The organism is Dactylosporangium sp. NPDC051541 (assembly GCF_044454505.1).
GTDB lineage: Bacteria > Actinomycetota > Actinomycetes > Mycobacteriales > Micromonosporaceae > Dactylosporangium.
The window spans coordinates 15,129-32,331 of the sequence record NZ_JBITDU010000009.1 but is presented as its reverse complement, the minus strand read 5'-3'; the positions used below and the strand labels follow the sequence as shown (position 1 = coordinate 32,331).

17 protein-coding genes and 1 pseudogene are annotated in these 17,203 nt (G+C 72.8%); 11 read left to right on the top strand and 7 right to left on the bottom strand.

Annotation, left to right across the window (positions count from 1 at the left end; genetic code table 11):
• Nucleotides 1-2: 2 nt before the first annotated feature.
• From ACIA8L_RS34345 to ACIA8L_RS34325, 5 genes are all read left to right on the top strand, one after another.
• The gene (locus ACIA8L_RS34345; RefSeq protein WP_395911006.1) at nt 3-1,550 is read left to right on the top strand and encodes an MFS transporter; all 1,548 of its coding nucleotides are present in this window, start codon (nt 3-5) and stop codon (nt 1,548-1,550) included.
• Between the two features lie 8 nt (nt 1,551-1,558).
• Nucleotides 1,559-2,215, top strand: a complete 657-nt coding sequence (locus ACIA8L_RS34340) for a TetR/AcrR family transcriptional regulator (RefSeq protein ID WP_395911004.1) — start codon at nt 1,559-1,561, stop codon at nt 2,213-2,215.
• Nucleotides 2,212-2,793 carry a DNA-3-methyladenine glycosylase gene (locus tag ACIA8L_RS34335; protein WP_395911003.1) on the top strand — a complete coding sequence of 194 codons (582 nt, stop codon included), beginning with the start codon at nt 2,212-2,214 and terminating at the stop codon, nt 2,791-2,793. The genes ACIA8L_RS34340 and ACIA8L_RS34335 overlap by 4 nt, the downstream gene beginning before the upstream one ends.
• 296 nt (nt 2,794-3,089) lie before the next feature.
• The gene (locus ACIA8L_RS34330) at nt 3,090-3,431 is read left to right on the top strand and encodes a hypothetical protein (protein ID WP_395911002.1); all 342 of its coding nucleotides are present in this window, start codon (nt 3,090-3,092) and stop codon (nt 3,429-3,431) included.
• A gap of 357 nt (nt 3,432-3,788) precedes the next feature.
• Nucleotides 3,789-5,390, top strand: a complete 1,602-nt coding sequence (locus ACIA8L_RS34325; RefSeq protein WP_395911000.1) for a hypothetical protein — start codon at nt 3,789-3,791, stop codon at nt 5,388-5,390.
• Nucleotides 5,391-5,451: 61 nt separating this feature from the next.
• On the opposite strand, the gene ACIA8L_RS34320 is transcribed toward ACIA8L_RS34325, so the two are convergent.
• Genes ACIA8L_RS34320 through asnB form a run of 4 tightly spaced genes read right to left on the bottom strand, consistent with a single transcriptional unit; the run spans nt 5,452 to nt 10,120 of the window.
• A complete protein-coding gene (locus ACIA8L_RS34320; protein ID WP_395910998.1) occupies nt 5,452-7,005 on the bottom strand; it encodes an FtsX-like permease family protein in 1,554 nt (517 codons plus the stop codon).
• On the bottom strand, nt 7,002-7,706 hold the full coding sequence (locus ACIA8L_RS34315) for an ABC transporter ATP-binding protein (RefSeq protein WP_395910996.1): 705 nt from the start codon (nt 7,704-7,706) through the stop codon (nt 7,002-7,004). The genes ACIA8L_RS34320 and ACIA8L_RS34315 overlap by 4 nt, the downstream gene beginning before the upstream one ends.
• Nucleotides 7,703-8,239, bottom strand: coding sequence for a PadR family transcriptional regulator (locus tag ACIA8L_RS34310; RefSeq protein ID WP_395910995.1), 537 nt, complete (start codon nt 8,237-8,239; stop codon nt 7,703-7,705). Before ACIA8L_RS34310 ends, ACIA8L_RS34315 begins: the two co-directional genes overlap by 4 nt.
• 3 nt (nt 8,240-8,242) lie before the next feature.
• Entirely contained in the window at nt 8,243-10,120 is a 1,878-nt protein-coding gene (gene asnB, locus ACIA8L_RS34305) for an asparagine synthase (glutamine-hydrolyzing) (protein ID WP_395910993.1), read from the bottom strand.
• A 114-nt stretch (nt 10,121-10,234) separates the two neighbouring features.
• On the opposite strand from asnB, the pseudogene ACIA8L_RS34300 reads away from it, so the two are divergent.
• Nucleotides 10,235-12,271 (top strand): annotated as a pseudogene (locus ACIA8L_RS34300) (transglycosylase domain-containing protein); the annotation flags it as partial.
• On the opposite strand, the gene ACIA8L_RS34295 reads toward ACIA8L_RS34300, so the two are convergent.
• Complete coding sequence (locus tag ACIA8L_RS34295; protein ID WP_395911738.1) at nt 12,269-12,772, bottom strand: C39 family peptidase; 504 nt, start codon at nt 12,770-12,772, stop codon at nt 12,269-12,271. The pseudogene ACIA8L_RS34300 and the gene ACIA8L_RS34295 overlap by 3 nt on opposite strands.
• A 384-nt stretch (nt 12,773-13,156) precedes the next feature.
• On the opposite strand from ACIA8L_RS34295, the gene ACIA8L_RS34290 reads away from it, so the two are divergent.
• The 3 genes from ACIA8L_RS34290 to ACIA8L_RS34280 all read left to right on the top strand — a co-directional run bounded on the left by ACIA8L_RS34290 (nt 13,157) and on the right by ACIA8L_RS34280 (nt 15,534).
• Nucleotides 13,157-13,870, top strand: a complete 714-nt coding sequence (locus tag ACIA8L_RS34290; RefSeq protein WP_395910992.1) for a hypothetical protein — start codon at nt 13,157-13,159, stop codon at nt 13,868-13,870.
• A 61-nt stretch (nt 13,871-13,931) separates the two neighbouring features.
• Complete coding sequence (locus ACIA8L_RS34285) at nt 13,932-15,065, top strand: Ig-like domain-containing protein (RefSeq protein WP_395910990.1); 1,134 nt, start codon at nt 13,932-13,934, stop codon at nt 15,063-15,065.
• Between the two features lie 7 nt (nt 15,066-15,072).
• A complete protein-coding gene (locus ACIA8L_RS34280) occupies nt 15,073-15,534 on the top strand; it encodes a cupin domain-containing protein (protein ID WP_395910988.1) in 462 nt (153 codons plus the stop codon).
• Between the two features lie 6 nt (nt 15,535-15,540).
• Here ACIA8L_RS34280 and ACIA8L_RS34275 read toward each other — a convergent pair whose 3' ends face one another.
• Together ACIA8L_RS34275 and ACIA8L_RS34270 are read right to left on the bottom strand one after the other, a co-directional pair.
• A complete protein-coding gene (locus ACIA8L_RS34275) occupies nt 15,541-15,900 on the bottom strand; it encodes a VOC family protein (protein WP_395910986.1) in 360 nt (119 codons plus the stop codon).
• Nucleotides 15,900-16,169 carry an ArsR/SmtB family transcription factor gene (locus ACIA8L_RS34270; RefSeq protein ID WP_395910984.1) on the bottom strand — a complete coding sequence of 90 codons (270 nt, stop codon included), beginning with the start codon at nt 16,167-16,169 and terminating at the stop codon, nt 15,900-15,902. The genes ACIA8L_RS34275 and ACIA8L_RS34270 overlap by 1 nt, the downstream gene beginning before the upstream one ends.
• 60 nt (nt 16,170-16,229) lie before the next feature.
• On the opposite strand from ACIA8L_RS34270, the gene ACIA8L_RS34265 reads away from it, so the two are divergent.
• Complete coding sequence (locus ACIA8L_RS34265; protein ID WP_395910982.1) at nt 16,230-16,454, top strand: hypothetical protein; 225 nt, start codon at nt 16,230-16,232, stop codon at nt 16,452-16,454.
• The gene (locus ACIA8L_RS34260; protein WP_395911736.1) at nt 16,382-16,951 is read left to right on the top strand and encodes a DUF1152 domain-containing protein; all 570 of its coding nucleotides are present in this window, start codon (nt 16,382-16,384) and stop codon (nt 16,949-16,951) included. The genes ACIA8L_RS34265 and ACIA8L_RS34260 overlap by 73 nt, the downstream gene beginning before the upstream one ends.
• Nucleotides 16,952-17,203: the final 252 nt, after the last annotated feature.

The window sequence follows — 17,203 nt, the reverse complement described above, 5'->3', positions numbered from 1 at the left end:
GCATGTCTCCTTCGTTGGTTGAGTCTTCTTCTTTGGCCGAACCGGCCCACCCGCGTCGCTGGGCCGCTCTCGCGGTGCTCAGCCTGACGCTCGTCGCCGTCACCCTCGACAACTCCGTGCTCAACACCGCGCTGCCGTCCCTGGCACACGCCCTCAAGGCGAGCACCTCGGATCTGCAGTGGATCACGGACGCGTACACCCTGGTCTTCGCCTCGGCCCTGATCCTGGCCGGCACCCTCGGCGCCCGCCTCGGCTCCCGCACCGCCCTGCTCGGCGGCCTGGTCGTCTTCGGCGGCGGCTCCGCGATCGCGGCCCTGTCCGACTCGCCCGGCCAGCTCATCGCCTGGCGCGCGGTGATGGGCCTGGGCGCGGCCTTCGTCATGCCGGCCACGCTCGCGATCATCGTGCGGATCTTCCCGGCCCACGAGCGCCCCAAGGCGTTCGGCGCCTGGTCGGCGGCGGCCGGCATCGGCGTGCTCATCGGCCCCGTCACCGGCGGTGCCCTGCTCGAGCACTTCTCGTGGAGCAGCGCGTTCTGGATCAACGTGCCGCTGGTCGCCTTCGCCGTCGGCGCCGTGTTCGCCCTGGTCCCGTCGATCCCCGTGGTCCGCGGCGGCCGCCTCGACCTGCTCGGTGCGCTGCTGTCCACGGCCGCGGTCGCGGCTCTGGTCGACGCCGTCATCCAGGCCCCGACCCGTGGCTGGGCCGACACCGTGACCCTGGCCGAGTTCGGTGCTTCGCTGCTCCTGCTGGTCGCGTTCGTCATCTGGCAGCGCCGGGCCGCCTCGCCGCTCGTGCGGCTGGACCTGTTCGCGAACCGGACCTTCGCGGTCGCGGCCCTGTCCCTCGCCGTGGTGTTCTTCGTGCTCTTCGGGACCTTGTTCGAGCTTTCGCAGTACCTCCAATTGGTCCACGGCTACAGCCCCCTCGTGGCCGGCCTCGGGGCGATGCCCTTCGCCGTCGCGATGGCCACCACGTCGGCCACCTCCCCGCTGATCACCCGCCGCCTCGGCACCCGCGGCACCCTCGCCCTCGGCCTGTTCCTGGCCACCGCCGGCCTGCTGGTCCTGGCCGCGACCGGCGTGCACACCGAGTTTTGGCAGGTCGCCGTCGGCACCGGGATCATCGGCCTCGGCATGGGCATGATGATGGCCCCGGCCAGCCTGCAGATCAGCGGCTCCGTCCCGCCCCAGTTCGCCTCGATGGCCAGCGCCCTCAACAGCGTGATCCGCGAGCTCGGCGGCGTCCTGGGCATCGCCGTCCTAGGAACCGTGGTCTCCTCGGCCTACCGCTCCTCCGTCGGCACCGACCTCGGCCCGGCCGGCACCGACCTGCCCACCGCCCACGGCTTCGCCGCGACACTGCCGGCGGCGCAGGGACAGCACGTCATCGCGGTGGCCGACCAGGCGTTCACCGACGCCATGTCCCGCGGCTCCCTGCTCGCGGCCGGTCTCGCCCTGGTCATGGCGGTTTTGGTGCTGGTGGTTCGCCCGGCCCGCCCGGCCGATGCCCCGGTCCCCGCGCGTGAGCTCGCCGCCCAGACGGCATGATGGGTGTCATGAAGTCGGAAGCTGCGGGTTCGGCCACCGGCCGGACCCGCAACCGCCGTGGCGAGGGCGCCCTCCTGCGTGACGAGATCGTGGCCGCGGCCGAGCGCGTCCTGGAGCGCGAGGGCAACGAAGAGGCCCTGACCCTGCGCTCGGTGGCCCGCGAGGCCGGCATCTCCGCCCCGTCGATCTACACCCACTTCGCCGACCGCGACGCGATCCTCGAAGCGGTCCTGGACATCGCCTTCGAACGCCTCCGCGGCATCGTCCTCACCTCGGCCGAGGACGTCGCCGACCCGGTCGAGCGGCTGGTCGCCGGCTGCCAGGCGTACGCCCGCTTCGGCATGGACGACCCGGCCCGCTACCGCGTCCTGTTCGGCCGTCAGCGAACCGGCCGCCCGACCTTGGAAAGCGTCGCCGCCCTGGCCGACCTCCCCGAAGTCTGGCGCCGCCGCCTCGAAGCCTTCACCGTCCTGGTCGACGCCCTCCGCGAATGCGTGGCCGCGGGCCGCTCCACCAGCACCGACCCGTTCGCCGACGCCACCACCCTGTGGACCTCGATGCACGGCGCCGTGGTCATGCGCCAGTTCGTCCCCGGCTTCCCGATGCCACCCATCGAACGGGCCGTCGACGACCTGGTCCACCGCATCGGCCTGATCACGGCATGAGCTTCTTCGACGTCCTGACCGGCCCGGTCGACCAGGCCGCCCGTTCCTTGCTGGGCTGCCACCTGACCGTCAACGACGTGACCATCCGGATCACGGAGGTCGAGGCCTACTCGGGCACCGGCGAGGACCCGGCCTCCCACGCCCACCGCGGCCGCACCCCCCGCAACACGGTCATGTTCGGCCCGGCCGGATACGCGTACGTGTACTTCACCTACGGCATGCACTACTGCATGAACATCGTCACGGGCGTGGAGGGCGTGGCGTCGGCCGTCCTCCTGCGGGCCGGCTCGGTCGTCTCCGGCCTGGACGTGGCGCACGCACGGCGGCCGGCCGCTCGCACCGATGCGGAGCTGGCGCGGGGGCCGGCGCGGCTGTGTTCGGCGCTGGACATCGGCCGCGACTTCTACGGCACCTACCTGCTGGACGACTACTTGACGCCACCGCCCTCACCCGTCGCCAACATCACGACCGGCCCGCGCGTCGGCGTGACGGGCGCCCTCGACGTGCCGTGGCGCTTCTGGCTGACGGGCGACCCAACGGTCAGCGAATACCGCCGCCACGTCCCCAAACGCCGCTGACCCGACTCAAGCGTTGGTGTCGCTGTATCGATCCAAGATGGAGATGAGGTTCTCGTAGGAGTCCGGATCGAGGTGCTCCTGGGCGTGGTGGGCGAAGGCCTCGTCGCGCCGGACGCGGCGTTCGGCTTTGAGATAGTCGCCCTCCAGATGGGCGACGACGCCGAGCTGATGGTTATTTTTTCGCGATACAGGCTGGTCGCCGAGTTGCTCGAAGATGCTGCGGGACTGCTGGTCGCGGTGAGGACGCTGTCGACGTTGAGCTGGCCCGCGCCGGTGACGACCTGGAGGGCCGGGACGTGGTCGCGGTACCGGCGGATGACCTCGGTCGCGAGGGTGGTCTTGCCGACGCCGCCGATGCCGTGCAGGACGATGCCGGCGGTGGCGCCGGCCGCGGTGAGCCCGGCGGCGAACGACTGCTGCTGTTCCTGGCCGGCGACGTCGGTGTACCGGGCTCGCCGTGCGCGGAGACGTGCAGCACGTGGATGCCGCCGCCGTCGAGTGCGGCCCGGAGGGCGGCGGTGGTCGCGAACGGCACGATCCGCACGTCGGCGGCGTCCTGCCGGCCGCACGTCGGCGGCGTCCTGCCGGGCGGCCTGGACGGCGGACAGGACCGCGGCGAGCTCCCGTTCGTAGTCTAGCTCCGGCCTGCCGCCCGTGTCCGGGGCGGCGATGGCCACGACGACCTGCCACACTCCGGTCGTGCTCGTGTACTCGTACGGGATCGCGTTCGTGAACTCCGCGACGCCGGTCACCGCGACCTCGGTTCCGGCGGCGACGGAACCGGAGTCCATCAGGGCCGGCACGGACGAGGGCAGCGGCGCGGAGCACGTCAGCACGGCGAGGTCCCGCAGCTCGTCGACCCGAACGGCGGACATCGACCGCTGTTCTGGTGACTCGGGTCGCACGGCCGGCCGACCCCGTTCCGGGTGCGGCCCGCGTTGAGTGACATGACAGTGCACCGGAGGTCCACCCGGGCACGGAAAGTTGGTGCAGCGATGACGGCAGGCGACGACCCGGCCGCGGCGGCCCCCATCAAGCTCGACGCGGAAGGTCGGCAGCTCCAGCTGGACGCCGAGAAAGCGAAGCTGCGCGCGGCGATCGCCACCGCCCGGCAGAGCGCCGCGGACACCGATGCGGGCGCCCTCGGCCGTCTGGTCCCGGCCGTCGCCGACGCGCCGAAAGGAACCGTGACGCTCGGCGACACCGCCGGTGCCTTCGGGCCGTGGCGCGCCCATCAGGTCATCGACGCGGCCGCCCGGCACATCGCCGCCGGGGTCACCGGCCACCTGCGCAAGTCCCGGCAAGCGGCGCGTGTCCTCGTGGTCGAGGACCGGGCACTGCTGCCGGCCACGTGGACCGCTCGCCAGGTCCGCGACATCCTCGACCGGCTGCATCGGCAGCTCACTGCGCTGAGCACCCAGACCGGCACGGTTACGACGGCCTTCGCCGCGGCGCTCGAGGCGCACGATCACGCCCGAGCCGCCCACGGCCAGCACCGGTATGCCGGTCCGCGGGTCGGCACTGAGCCGACCAGCGCCGGCGCCAAACCCGACGAGTCGCCCGGCCCGGGCGGAGCGAACCCGATGAATCCATTCGGCGCGGCACTGGATCTTCTCGGTCTGCTTCGCACCGATTACACCCTCACCGCGAGTCGCGTCGCCGCTGCCCCGTCGGAACTGTCCACACTGGTCGCGGCCCACATCGCCGATCCGCCTCCGGTCGCTTCGGCCGACCGTGCCGGCGCGCCGGACACGGGTCAACCCGATGTCGCGGCGGAGGTCGACGGGTTCACCGCCGTGCGCACCTCACCGACCATGGACCGGCTCCAGGCAGTGCTGACCGCCCGCGACCAGGCGCTGCGGGCTCTGTCGCGACTGCAGCTCCGCCTCGCGCCGGTGCCGGGCGAACTGGCCGACCTCAGAGCCCGGGCCGTCCGCTTGGAACAGGCCTGGACGGCTGCGGTCGCGGATGCGAAAACCACTGCGGCGATCGAGCAATTGCACGACGTGGCGGCCGCTGCCGCACATCGCACCGTGGCCCTGGAGCGAGCGGCGGCCCCCGCGCAGTCGTTCGCCGCGCAGGCGGCCCAGGTGATCGCGGACGTCGACGCCGCCGTCAGCGCTCTGTCCCAGCCTGCGGCCGGTGGTGAGGCGCCCTTGCTCGTCGCCGTCCGCCGGGAGCGTTTCGCCCCGGCCGTCACCGGCGCCGGCGCGGTCACCCACGTGCTCTACGCGAACCTCGACGCGATCGCCGCCGACACCGTCACCCGCCGTTCGATCCTCGGCACCGCCGGACTGCTGCGGTTCCTCAGCGCCGGCACCGCGTCCTGGCTCCTGCTCGACCTCAGCACCGGCGACATCGCCGGCGGCGGCCAGGTCGGCCTGGCCGACGTCATGACGTTCAGCCTCGACCGCGGCGAGCTGCACTTCGCGGGTACGATCGAGACGCCTCGCAGCGCACCTGGCCATACCGATCCGCTGGTCAAGCTCGAATGGTGGGCGAAGGTCCTCGTGCTCCTGGTTGTCGTCGCCCTGCTCGTCACCAGCGGCGTCACGTTCCTGACCTTCTTCGGCATCCTCGACAACGCGACGCCGTGAGCGTCGGCCGCGGGCCGTCACGCGATGGGTGGGCGACCGGGTTGAACCGGGCGGGGGCGTTCTACGTGGTGCGGATCTCCGACAGGTCGGTGCTGCGGCGCAGGAAGAGCACGCCCACACCGGTCGTGGCCAGGACCGACAGCAGGGCCACGGCGCCGTCCTCGGTGAGTTCGCGCCACGGGATCTGGACCTCGCGCACGATCGTGGGGTCCTCCTCGAGCCGCCACTTGTCCGGGTCCGAACTGGGGGTGGTGGTGCGGCACACCTGCTCGTCGTCGACCAGGCAGTGATGGCTCCGGCCGCCGCCGGCCTCGACCTGTGTGCCGAGCGTGCGGGTCAGGCCGACCCCGACGACCAGGGCCAGGAGCACGGCCGGGATCGCGGGGAGCAGGCCCTGCCAGAGGATCGCACGGCCGAGGGGGCCGCGGGGCACGCCGGTCGCGACCAGGGCGGCGTACTCGCGGCGGCGGGAGACGACGCCCTCGGCGACGATCACGAGCATCGCCAGCGCGGTCAGGATGATGGCGGTGTACACGGCCAGGTCGATCAGGTCCATCGTGCGCAGGTAGAACGGGTCGCGCTCGGTGCGCAGCGCGGGGTCGAGCAGGGCGTTGGACGCGCGCTCGGCCGAGGCCATGGCCTCGAACTGGGCGCGGATGCCGGCGGCCCCGGCGCCGAAGAGGACGCAGATGAGCAGGACGGCGAGGGTACGGCTGCCACTCCACGGATCGGCGACGAGCCGGGCCGAAGCCAGTACCGTCGAAGGCTTTCGGGCCCACCGGGCCAGCAACCGCCCGGTCGACCAGGTCAGCCAGCCGGTGCCGAGGACCACGCCGAGCCCGGCCGAGGCGACGCCGGCGAACAGCAGGACGGCGGCGCGCCAGCCGGTCAGGAACGGGATGTGGAGGTACTGGTGCAGCTTCGCCGGCGCCGTGACCGCGCCCAGCAGCAGCGCGCCGAGCAGGATGAACAGTCCCGCCCAGGGCTGTGGGCCGCGGGTGCGGCGGACCCGGCGCACGACCCCGAACGGGCTGACGGTGACCCGGCGCATCACGAGCGCGACGGACAGCGCGGCCAGGGCCGGGATGCCGGCCACGGCGACGGCCAGGAACCAGCCGGCCGGCCAGACGTCGGTCGGCAGGGGCAGCAGCCCGTCGGGTCCGGGGCGGTGCAGCAGCCGGTGGCCGGCGGCGAAGATCCCGAGGCCGGCGAGCGAGCCGGTCAGCGCGGCGAACCCGGACTCGGCCGCGGAGATCGCGACGGTCTGTGCCGGTGTGGCGCCGGCCAGGCGGTAGGCGGCCAGGCGCCGGTCCCGTTCGGGCGCGCCGATCCGGGCGCACTGCCCGGCCAGCGCGAAGACCGGGATGGTCATGAGCAGCAGGGTCAGCGTGGTGCCGGGGCGCAGGCCGGGCTCGCGCAGCAGGGCGTTGCTGTACTGGCTCGCCCACTCGTCCGAGCCGCCGCCCCCGAAGTCGAACCGGCCGATGGCGACCACGTTGGCCGCGGTGAGCACGGCCAGGGTGGCCAGCGTGGCGCTCAGCCCGGTCAGCACGACCCGCACGGTGTCGGTCCGCGACCCGGCCAGCCCGAGGCGCAGCAGCGTGCCCGGCTTCACCGGCCGTGCCTTCCGGTCGGCAGGGCGATGCCGAGGCCGCTCGTGTCGACCTCGCCGTCGAGCAGGACGATCTCGCGGTCGGCGTAGCCGGCGACCCGGGCCTCGTGGGTGACGAGCACGACGGTGGTCCGCTGCTCGTGGGCGACCCGCACGAGCTGGCCGAGGACCTGCTCGCCGGTGAGCGTGTCGAGGGCGCCGGTGGGCTCGTCGGCGAAGACCATCCGCGGCCCGGTGACGAGGGCCCGGGCCATCGCGCAGCGCTGCTGCTGGCCGCCGGACATCTCACCCGGCCGGCTGTCGGCGACGTCGGCGACCCCGACCCGCTCGAGCCAGTCCAGCGCCGCGGTGCGCGCCTCCCGGCGGCCGGCGCCGGCCAGCAGCAGCGGCAGGGCGACGTTCTGGGCCGCGGTCAGGTCGGCGACGAGCTGCCCGAACTGGAACAGCACGCCGAACTCGGTGCGCCGCAGCCGCGAACGGGCCGACTCGCTCATCGTGTCGACGCGCCGGCCGCGGTACGTCACCTCGCCCGAGTCGGGCCGCATGATCCCGGCGAGACAGTGCAGCAGCGTCGACTTGCCGCAGCCGCTGGGCCCGGTCACGGCCAGGATCTCGCCCTCGGCGACGTCGAGCGTGACGCCGCGCACGGCCGGCGTCGCCCCGTAGGAGCGCACCACCGCCCGCGCCTGCAGGATGTCGGTCATGTCGGTACCCCCGGTTGCCGGTCGGCGACCCGGGCCAGCGTGGTCCGCAGCCAGTCCAGGTCGGCGTCGAGATGGGCGATGGCGTAGTCGGCCGCGATGACGTCCCCGAGCGCGGCGCCCGGGTCGCGTTTCACGGCGGTGAGCTCGCGCAGGCGGTCGGCGTGGGCCCGGCGCTGGGCGGCCAGGTAGTCCACGGCCCGCCGCGGGTCGGGCCACATGAGCGCGACCATCACCTTCGTCAGCAGCACGGCGCCGACGTGCGGGGCGGGCGGCTCGACGGCGGCGACCCAGCGTTCGAGCTCGGCCCGGCCCGCGTCGGTGATGGCGAACGCGGTCCGGTCGGGCCCGCCCTCGCGATCCTGGCCGGCCTCGGTGACGAACCCGTCCCGGGCGAGCCGGCCGAGTGTGGCGTACACCTGCCCGAACCCGAGCGGCTTGGCCCGCGGCAGGGTCCGGTCGTAGGCCTGCTTCAGCTCGTACCCATGGCGCGGCCCGGCCCCGAGCAGGCCGAGCAGCACATAGGACGCGGACACCCCCTAACTATTCACCGGATGAATAGAGGCGTCAAGGGCCGCGCCCTCCACGAAGATGCTGTGCCAGATGCAGAAGCTCAGCACGATCCAGAGCTTGCGGGCGTGGTCGGCCTCGCCGCGTTCGTGGGCGTTGAGCAGGTCGTGGGCGTAGTCCAGGTCCAGCAGGGTCTTCGCGCCGGACGTGGACAGGATGTGGTGGGCCCACTCCGCGAGGTCGTTGCGCAGCCAGGCCCGGGCCGGGGTCGGGAAGCCCAGTTTCGGGCGGTCCTTGATGAACGGCGGTACGAGCCCCTCCACGGCCTGGCGCAGGGCGTACTTGGTGGTGCGGCCGCGCCGCGGCACCTTCAGCCGGGGCGGCAGCGTCGACAGGACCTCGAAGACGCGGCGGTCCAGGTAGGGGACCCGCAGTTCGAGGGAGTGGGCCATCGACATGCGGTCGGCCTTCGTCAGGATGTCGCCGGGCAGCCACGTGTTCAGGTCGATGTGCTGCATCGCCGTCATCGGATCCAGGTCGGACGCCTCGGCGTACAACGCGGCCGTCACGTGCGGGTGGCCGACAGCGGGGACGCCGCGGAGCAGCCTCGACCGCTCCGGCTCGGTGAGGACGCGCGCGTTGCCGAAGTACCGCTGCCGCATTGGCGTTGTCGCCCGCTCCAGGAAGCTTTTGCCGCGCAGGCCCTCCGGCATGGCCCGGGCCACGCGGCGGAGGGCTCGCTGGACCGTCGGGCCACGGCCGGAGATGAGCGACAGCGACTGCGGCTCGCGGTAGATCGTGTAGCCGCCGGCCAGCTCATCGGCGCCCTCGCCGGACAGGACGACGGTGACGTGCTCGGCGGCGGTGCGGCACAGGAAGTACAGCGGCACGATCGACGGGTCGGCGACCGGGTCGCCCAGGTGCCAGATGATGCGGGGCAGGGCCGACATCACCTCCTCGGGGCGGACGATGGCCGGGGTCAGGCGGACGCCGAGCTCCCGGGCCGAGCGCTCGGCGACCTCGAGTTCCCCGGACCCGTCGGTGAAACCGGCGGAGAACGCGTGCACGGTCCCGGACTCCTGCGCGGCGAGGGCGACGATCGCGGTCGAGTCGACGCCGCTGGACAGGAACGCGCCGACCGGGACATCGGCCTGCAGGTGCGCCCGGACGCTGTCGCGGAGCGCCTCGCGCAGGTCGGCCACCACCGCCGCCTCGTCGGCCGCCGGGTCGGGGCGGAAGGCGGGGCGGGCGTAGCGGCGGATCACCGGTGCGCGGCCGAGCTCCTTGGTCAGCAGGGCGCCGGTCGGGAGGCGGGCGATGTCGCGGTGGAGGGTGTACGGCTCGGGGACGTACTGCATGGTGAGGTACAGCGACAGCGCGGTGGCGTCGAGCTGCGGGCCGGCCTCGTCGAGCAGCGGGGCCTTCTCGCTGGACAGCCACAGGCCGTCGCGGGTCACGAGGTAGTACAGGGGCTTGATGCCGAACGGGTCGCGGGCCGCGTACAGCGTTTCCGTGAGCGAGTCCCACAGCGCGAACGCGAACATGCCGCGCAGCCGGTCCAGGGCCGCCTCGCCCCACGCGTGGAACGCGGCCGCGACCACTTCGGCGTCGCCGTCGGTGGTGAACCGCAGACCCAGCTCGATCAGCTCCGCGCGCAGGGCCTGATAGTTGTAGATCTCGCCGTTGAAGACCAAGGTCCAGCGGTCCTGGTACCGCAGCGGCTGGCGACTGCCCTGCCGGTCGATGACGGCCAGCCGCCGGAATCCGGCCGCGGTGCCGGGGCCGACCCGTTCGAGGGCCATGTCGTCGGGGCCGCGGTGCTCGAGCAGCCCGAGCCGGCGCTCCATGGCGCCGAGGGTCTCCGCGGTGATGATGTCGTTGCCGGTGTACACCAGGAAGCCGCACATGCCGTTCAGCCGACCAGCACTCGCGGCCCGCGACCGCGGACTAGGACCCGGTCCATCCCTTTCTTGCTCCCGGGGGTGAGCAAGGTTTTGCGCACCACCGGGTAGCCGCCCGCCATGCTCCTGAAGTTTGTGCGGCTCCTGCTGTGCGCAGTGCTCGGGGGCGCGGTCATCGCGGCCGCGGCGCTGCCCCTCGCGATCCTCGGCGGCGGGACGGTGAAGGCCGGCGGCGACACGTGGGAGTCGCTGCCGACGGACCTGGCGACACCGCCGCCCGCGCAGACCTCGTTCGTCTACGCCAACGACGGCAAGACGCTGATCACCGCGTTCTACGACGAGAACCGCCAGGAGGTGGGGCTCGACCAGGTCGCCGAGGTGCTCCGCCAGGCCGTCGTGGCCGCCGAGGACACGCGCTTCTACGAACATCACGGCGTCGACATCCGCGGTGTGGCGCGCGCGTTCGTGTCCAACAGCCGCGGTGGCGCGCAGCAGGGCGCGTCGACGCTGACCATGCAGTACGTCCGCAACGTCCTGAAGAACGACCCCGGCCTCACCCCGCAGCAGCACCTCGAAGCCCTGGCCGACACCCCGACACGCAAACTCCGCGAGATGCGATACGCGCAGGCCATCGAGAAGAAGCTGGGAAAGAGCCAGATCCTGCAGCGGTACCTCAACATCGCCTACTTCGGCGCCGGCGCCTACGGCATCGCGGCCGCCGCACAGACCTACTTCGGGAAGTCCGCCGCCGAGCTGACCCTGCCGGAGGCCGCGCTGCTGGCCGGTCTCCTGCAGTCCCCGGACGCGGACAACCCGATCAGCGGCGACCGGGCGGCCGCGTTGCAACGCCGCGCCTACACCCTGGACGCGATGGCCAAGATGAAGGTCATCACGCCGGACGCGGCCGCCGCGGCGGCGGAGGCCGAGCTCGAGGTCTCGCCGCACCGGCCTCCGAACGACTGCGCGTCGGTCGCGCCGGAGCACAACGACTGGGGCTTCTTCTGCGACTACTTCCGCCAGTGGTGGAACGGCCGGGCCGAGTTCGGCGCCACCCCGACCGACCGCGACGAGTTGCTGCGCACCGGCGGGTTCCGGATCGTCACGTCGCTGGACCCGGGCGTGCAGTCGGCGGCGCTCGCCCAGTCCCTGGGCGTCTACGGGTACGGCAACGCCCGCTCGTTCCCGCTGGCCGTCGTCACGCCCGGCAGCGGCCGCGTGCAGGCCCTCGCGGTCAACCGGCACTACAGCCTCGAACCGGGCCGCGACAACACGGTGAACCAGCTCGTCGCGGGCGGGGCCGGGGTGAGCGGGTACCAGGCCGGCTCCACGTTCAAGATGTTCACGATGCTGGCCGCGCTCGACGCCGGGATGCCGCTGGGCACGAAGTTCAAGGCCCCGAGCCGGCTGGCGAGCATCTGGCCGGCGAGCGGGCCCGGCAGCTGCGGCGGCCGCTGGTGCCCCGGCAACGACAACCCGAAGTGGATGGACGGCGACCGCACCATGTGGAACGCGTTCGGCCGCTCCGTGAACACCTACTTCGTGTGGCTGGAGCAGCAGGTCGGCGCCCGCCGCGTGGTCGAGATGGCGCAGCGGCTGGGCATCGTCTTCCGCGGCGACGCCGACGCCGCGATGGCCGCGAAGGCCGACCAGTGGGGCTCGTTCACGCTCGGCGTGGCGTCGACCACGCCGCTGGACCTGGCCAACGCCTACGCGACGGTGGCCGCGGGCGGCGTGTACTGCGAGCCGCTGCCGGTGCTGTCCATCACCGACCCCGACGGCCGCACCCTGGACGTCGGTGCGCCCCGCTGCCGCCAGGCCGTCGACCCGGACGTGGCCGCGGCCGCCACCGACGCCGCCCGCTGCCCGGTCGGCAAGGCCTCCGCGGCCGGCAGGTGCGACGGCGGCACGGCCGAGAACGTGTCCGCGATCCTGGCCGGCCGCCCGGTCGCCGGGAAGACCGGCAGCTCCGAGAACAACGCCACGGAGACGTTCGCCGGCTTCACCCCGCAGGTGGCGGCGGCCGGGATCGCCGTCAACGCCGACAACCCCGGCGACCACGTGGGCGCGGGCGTGTCCAACGCCGTGAACGCGGCGGTGGCCCAGACCATGGCGGCCGCCCTCCGCGGCCGGCCACCCCAGGCCTTCCCGCCTCCGTCACGCCGCATAGCCACGTAGGGCGATCCAGTCGGCCATCTTCTTGACGCTCAACGTGTATGAGCCGACGCCGAGCGCGTCCGCCGGGTCCGCGATCTTCACGGTGTCGCCGCCGTCGCGGTAGCCGACGATCGTGAGGTAGTGGCCGCCCGGGTACGCGTGCGCGTGGCCGCCGTCGTCCACTGTGGACCCGGCGATGTTGGCCACCACCGCGTAGCCGTTGCCGATCGCGTGCACCACCGACTGCTTGAGCTCGGCGACATCGCCCTCCGACGCGGCCTGACCGCGAATGAAGTGCGAACTGTAGAAGCCGCTTGCCGTGTACTCGTTCAAAGCGCGCGTCGTGTCGGCCGACGAGTTCGTGCCGTTGACGGTCGTGCCGAGCGCCTGCGCCACCTGCGACTGCGACGGGGTGAGGCCCCGGGCGGTCAGCGCGATCCGCGTCGCCGCCGGTCCGCAGAAGTAGAAGTTCTCCTGCCAGGCGAACTGGTACTGCAGGTTCATCTCCGCGGGGACCGGCGTCCGGGTCTGTGCCGGCGTGGGCTCCGGGCGTTTGGCCCGGCTGGCCGCGGTGGCCGTTTCCCGTGGAGCCGGTGCCGGCGCGGCGGCGGCCGGCGGCGGCGCGGGCGCGGGGTCGTCCAGCTTCGACGCGCCGAGGCCGGCCGCGAGCGCCAGAACCGCCGAGGCCGCCGCGACCGGAAGCCGCGGCGACTTCAGGATGCGCTGCGTGTGCCGGGATCGGTAGAGGTACGACATGGGAGCCGACGCTAAACGCGCCGCTCAGAGGCCATCTCACCCCCGGGTGAAACGGCTACCGGGCGGTAAGCCCGAGCGCCGTTTCTCATCCCCGAAACCACCCGCGGACCAGCGCAAACCTAGTCTCGCCGGATGCTGATCAGCGGTCCCCGTCACCTGCGGCCGCAGCGCTTCGCCCACGCGGCCCCGGTCTCGATCCGACCGGCCGCCCGGCGCGGTGCCGCGGCCGTGACCCTCCTCGCGGTAGCGACGTTCGCCCTGGCCTCCTCGCTCACCGCCACCACGCGACCGGCCGCCCGGCCGGAGCCGGTCGTCATGGCCGAGCGCTCGACCGAGGCCCCGGCCGCGCGCGGTACGCACCGCACCACGGAGCCGACACCCACGGCCGCGGCTGCGGCCCCGGCCAAGCCGGTCCCGACCGAGCCGGTCGGCGGCCTGTCCCGGGCGGAGATGGACAACGCGCTGGCGATCGTCGAGGTGGCCAAGCGTGAGCAACTGCCCAAGCGGGCCGCGGTGGTCGCGCTCGCGACCGCGCTGCAGGAGAGCCACCTGCGCAACCTGGCCAACGCGAACCTGCCGGAGTCGCTGGGCCGCCCCAACCAGGGTGTCGGCTTCGACTACGACTCCGTGGGCCTGTTCCAGCAGCGCCCCAACTGGGGCAGCGTCGAGCAGCTCATGGACCCGCACGAGTCGGCCCGCCGGTTCTACTCCGCGTTGACCGGCATCCCGGGGTGGGGCGACTACGCGGTGACGGTGGCGGCGCAGATGGTGCAGCGCTCGGCCTTCCCGGACGCGTACGCCAAGTGGGAGTCCCTGGCCACGCAGATCGCCGACGCCACCATGTAGACCCGCGATCTCACTCCGAATGCGGCAGTACCCTCGCCCGCCCGGGTCCGAGGATGCCCGCATGCGCAAACGAAACACTGTCGTGGCCCTGGTCCTGGTGGCGGCCGGGCTCACCGCCGGCCACGGGTCGCCGCCGACAAAGGCCGCCCTCGTGCCCGGGCCGCCGCCGCCGAAGCCGGTCGCGCTGAGCGTCACCCCGGCGAAAGGCGCGGCGGCGGTCCCCGTCAGCGCGGAGATCGGTACCACGGTCAGCGACGGCAAGGTCACCGCGGTCACGCTCGTCGACGCCGGCGGAAACCTGATCGCGGGGGCGCCGCGGGCGGACGGCTCGTCGTGGATCCCGGCTTCGGCGCTGCGGTACAACACCACCTACACGGCGAAAGTCACCGCCGTCGGCGCGGCGAGCCAGCCGCTCACGCAGGAGACGACCTTCACCACCGCGGTGAAGCCGACAGGGCCGGCGGTCAGCTCCGACCTCCTGCTCACCAACGGCGGCACCTACGGCGTGGGCATGCCGATCGTGGTCGAGTTCGGCACCGACGTCCCCGAGGCGTCCCGCGCCGCCGTCGAACACCGCCTGTTCGTCACCAGCGACCCGCCGCAGCCGGGCGCCTGGCACTGGTTCGGCGGCCGCCAGGTCATGTACCGGCCCGAGCGATACTGGCAGCCCGGTACCACCATCACCGCCCGCAAGGCCCTGAACGGCGTCCCCATCGGCACCGGGCACGCCGACGACGACTTCGCCGCGACCGTCACGATCGGCCGCAAGCTGACGATCGACATCGACAACAGCAGCAAGACGATGCGGGTGTACAGCAATGACGCTCTCATTCGGGAAATGCCGGTCAGTCTCGGGAAACCGTCGACCCCGACGTCCAGCGGCACGACGGTCATCATGTCCCGCGAACCGTCGGCCGTCTTCCGCACGCCGGAGTACACGACGACCGTGCAGTACGCGATGCGCCTGACGTGGGGCGGCCAGTACATCCACGCCGCACCGTGGTCCGTCGGCGACCAGGGCAAGCGCAACGTGTCGCACGGCTGCACGAACGTCTCCACGGACGCCGCCCGCTGGCTCTACGACGAGGTCCTCGTCGGCGATCCGGTGACCACGAGGGGCACGGAGGTGCCGCTGGACCCGGGCGACGGCTGGACGGCGTGGGATCTGCCCTGGAGCGAGTACCAGAAGGGATAGCGTTGTCATGGAGGTCATCCGAGCGCCGAGCACGAGCCGTCCGGCCCCGCAGCAGCGCTACTCCGGCGTCGCCTGGATCGGCCGGGACGTCACGACGATGGAGCCGTCGCGCCTGTCGACGTTCCACGCCCAGTTCAACCCCGGTGCCAGGACGGCGTGGCACCGGTACCCGTACGGCCGGGTCCTGCACGTGCTGCACGGCACGGGCCGGGTCCAGCGCCGCGGCGGCCCGGTCCACGAGGTGAAGGCCGGCGACACCATCGTCGTCGCCCCGGGCGAGTGGCACTGGCACGGCGCCGCCCCGACCACGTTCGTGGCCATGGTCTCGACCAGCGAAACCGACCCGGACACGGCCGGCGCCGAGTGGGGCGACCCAGTGACGGACCGCGAATACGAACGCCCGCCCCGATCCACGGCCATCCGCCTCCCCGACGAGGACCGCGTCCCGTCCCGCGACCCCTGCTGGTAGCCGGGTTCAGGCCTGCGGGTCGTAGGCGTGCAGCCCGATGAGCACGCCGGCCGGGTCGGTGATGTAGCAGCCCCGCCCGACACCCGGGAGGGTGAACGGCTCCACCACCACCTGGCCGCCGTGGTCGCGGACCAGCCGCGTGGCCGCTTCCAGGTCGCCGACGCGGATGATCGGGACGGTGCGCGGCTGGCCGTCGCGGGACGGCAGGAGGCCGGTGTCCACACCGGGGGCGTCGCCGTGCGGGGCGACCAGGTAGTCGGGGGCGGAGAACGGGGCCAGGTCCCAGCCGAAGACGGCGGTGACGAACTGCCGGGTCGCGGCCAGGTCCGGGCTGTTGATCTCGATGTAGCTCACCGGCTGGGTCATCACACACTCCGCGTGGTCAGGTCGGTCGCCCAGGCGGCGACGGCGGTCAGCGGCGCGGCGACAACCCGGTGCCAGCGGTGGCGGCCGCGCTGCTCGGTCTCGATCAGGCCGGCGTCCTGCAGCACTTTGAGGTGCTGCGAGACCGCCGGTCGGCTGACCGGCAGCAGCTCGGCCAGCTGGCCGGTGGTAGCCGGTCCGTAGGACAGGCGCTGCAGTATGGCCCGGCGCGAGCCGTCCGCCAGCGCGACGAAGATCTGCTCGAGGTTCATCGGTAAGCTGCACCTTACGCGTAAGCTCCAGCTTACGCAATTGGCCGTCATGATGGGGCGGTGACCTTCGCACTGGCCGCACCGCCGTTGTTCACCGCACTGGCCCCGGCTCGCAACGTCCTCATCGCCGGTGCGGGCGGCGGGTTCGACGTCTACGCCGGCCTGCCGCTGGCGTTCGCGCTGCAGTCCGGCGGCACCCGAGTACACCTGGCCTGGTCGACGGCGGCACCGACATCCTCCTGCGCGGCGACGAAAGTGACCTGGGCACACCCGTCGAGGACATGACCAGCGTCGCCGCCGTGCACGGACTCGACGTGCCGACCAAGCTGGTCGTCAGCCTGGGCTTCGGCATCGATGCCCACGACGGCGTCAACCACGTGCAGGTCCTGGAAAACCTGGCCGCCCTGGACCGGGCGGGCGGCTACCTGGGCGCCCTGTCCATCCCGCGCACCAGTCCCGAGGCCCGCCTGTATCGCGCGGCGGTGGCCCACGCACAGGCCGCCACCCCGGACCGCCCGAGCATCGTCCAGGGCCAGATCGCCGCCGCGACCAACGGCGAATTCGGCGACGTCCGCTTCACCACCCGCACCAGGCACGGCGACCTGTTCGTCAACCCCCTGATGGCCGTCTACTTCACCGTCGACCTGGACCAGCTCGCCGCCCGCTGCCTGTACCTGGACCGCATCGAGAACACCATCGGCCGCCGCCAGGTCATCACCCGCATCCAGACCTTCCGCGACGAACTGGCCACCGCCCGCATCCCACGAGCGTTCCCGCACTGACGATCAGCGCTCAGCCGGGTCGTCTCCCGGTCGGCCGACGGTCCGAGCAGGTAGCCGCCGCAGCAGTCGTGTCGGCCGCTCAGCCGAGCCGCCACCGCGCCGGGACCGCATCAGTCCGGGCAGCCGAAGTGACGCCTGCAACGCCGATGGCGACGTTCATGCAACAGTGCGTGCCGCAGGTGAAGCACACATATGCGTAGCCGGTCGGGCCGAATGTTGCGGTGCCGCGGAGCGAGGCGAACGTGGGAAACG

Bases quoted from the DNA above. Each gene is read 5' to 3' on its own strand.
- ACIA8L_RS34345 (WP_395911006.1), top strand. From the start codon at position 3: ATGTCTCCTTCGTTGGTTGAGTCTTCTTCTTTGGCCGAACCGGCCCAC.
- ACIA8L_RS34340 (WP_395911004.1), top strand. From the start codon at position 1,559: ATGAAGTCGGAAGCTGCGGGTTCGGCCACCGGCCGGACCCGCAACCGC.
- ACIA8L_RS34335 (WP_395911003.1), top strand. From the start codon at position 2,212: ATGAGCTTCTTCGACGTCCTGACCGGCCCGGTCGACCAGGCCGCCCGT.
- ACIA8L_RS34325 (WP_395911000.1), top strand. From the start codon at position 3,789: ATGACGGCAGGCGACGACCCGGCCGCGGCGGCCCCCATCAAGCTCGAC.
- ACIA8L_RS34315 (WP_395910996.1), bottom strand. From the start codon at position 7,706: ATGACCGACATCCTGCAGGCGCGGGCGGTGGTGCGCTCCTACGGGGCG.
- asnB (WP_395910993.1), bottom strand. From the start codon at position 10,120: ATGTGCGGCTTCCTGGTGTACACCGGCAACGACATCATCACCGCGGAG.
- ACIA8L_RS34295 (WP_395911738.1), bottom strand. From the start codon at position 12,772: ATGAACCTGCAGTACCAGTTCGCCTGGCAGGAGAACTTCTACTTCTGC.
- ACIA8L_RS34290 (WP_395910992.1), top strand. From the start codon at position 13,157: ATGCTGATCAGCGGTCCCCGTCACCTGCGGCCGCAGCGCTTCGCCCAC.
- ACIA8L_RS34285 (WP_395910990.1), top strand. From the start codon at position 13,932: ATGCGCAAACGAAACACTGTCGTGGCCCTGGTCCTGGTGGCGGCCGGG.
- ACIA8L_RS34280 (WP_395910988.1), top strand. From the start codon at position 15,073: ATGGAGGTCATCCGAGCGCCGAGCACGAGCCGTCCGGCCCCGCAGCAG.
- ACIA8L_RS34275 (WP_395910986.1), bottom strand. From the start codon at position 15,900: ATGACCCAGCCGGTGAGCTACATCGAGATCAACAGCCCGGACCTGGCC.
- ACIA8L_RS34270 (WP_395910984.1), bottom strand. From the start codon at position 16,169: ATGAACCTCGAGCAGATCTTCGTCGCGCTGGCGGACGGCTCGCGCCGG.